This is a genomic window from Pseudomonas sp. 50_B (assembly GCF_017491625.1).
Classification (GTDB): Bacteria; Pseudomonadota; Gammaproteobacteria; order Pseudomonadales; family Pseudomonadaceae; genus Aquipseudomonas; species Aquipseudomonas danubii.
The window spans coordinates 1-629 of sequence record NZ_JAFGYX010000065.1; the positions used below are offsets into that span (position 1 = coordinate 1).

At 53.4% G+C, this 629-nt stretch carries 1 protein-coding gene; it reads left to right on the plus strand.

The features are described 5' to 3' along the window. Nucleotides 1-91: 91 nt before the first annotated feature. A partial coding sequence (locus tag J5M73_RS30915; RefSeq protein ID WP_207816850.1) for a radical SAM protein occupies nucleotides 92-629 on the plus strand: 538 nt, incomplete at its 3' end.

Below are 629 nucleotides of genomic sequence, written 5' to 3' on the forward strand. Positions count from 1 at the left end.
GTCATAATCGACTTGTAAACCAAATTGAAAAGATTTAGGTTTACAAGTCTACACCGAATTAACAACAAAAAACACGTTTTGGAGAAGCCCCATGGCTCACCGCCCACGCTGGACATTGTCGCAAGTCACAGAATTATTTGAAAAACCGTTGCTGGATCTGCTGTTTGAAGCGCAGCAGGTGCATCGCCAGCATTTCGATCCTCGTCAGGTGCAGGTCAGCACGTTGCTGTCGATTAAGACCGGAGCTTGTCCGGAAGATTGCAAATACTGCCCGCAAAGCTCGCGCTACAAAACCGGGCTGGAAGCCGAGCGGTTGATGGAAGTTGAACAGGTGCTGGAGTCGGCGCGCAAAGCGAAAGCGGCAGGATCGACGCGCTTCTGTATGGGCGCGGCGTGGAAGAATCCCCACGAACGCGATATGCCGTACCTGGAACAAATGGTGCAGGGGGTAAAAGCGATGGGGCTGGAGGCGTGTATGACGCTGGGCACGTTGAGTGAATCTCAGGCGCAGCGCCTCGCGAACGCCGGGCTGGATTACTACAACCACAACCTGGACACCTCGCCGGAGTTTTACGGCAATATCATCACCACACGCACTTATCAGGAACGCCTCGATACGCTGGAAAAAG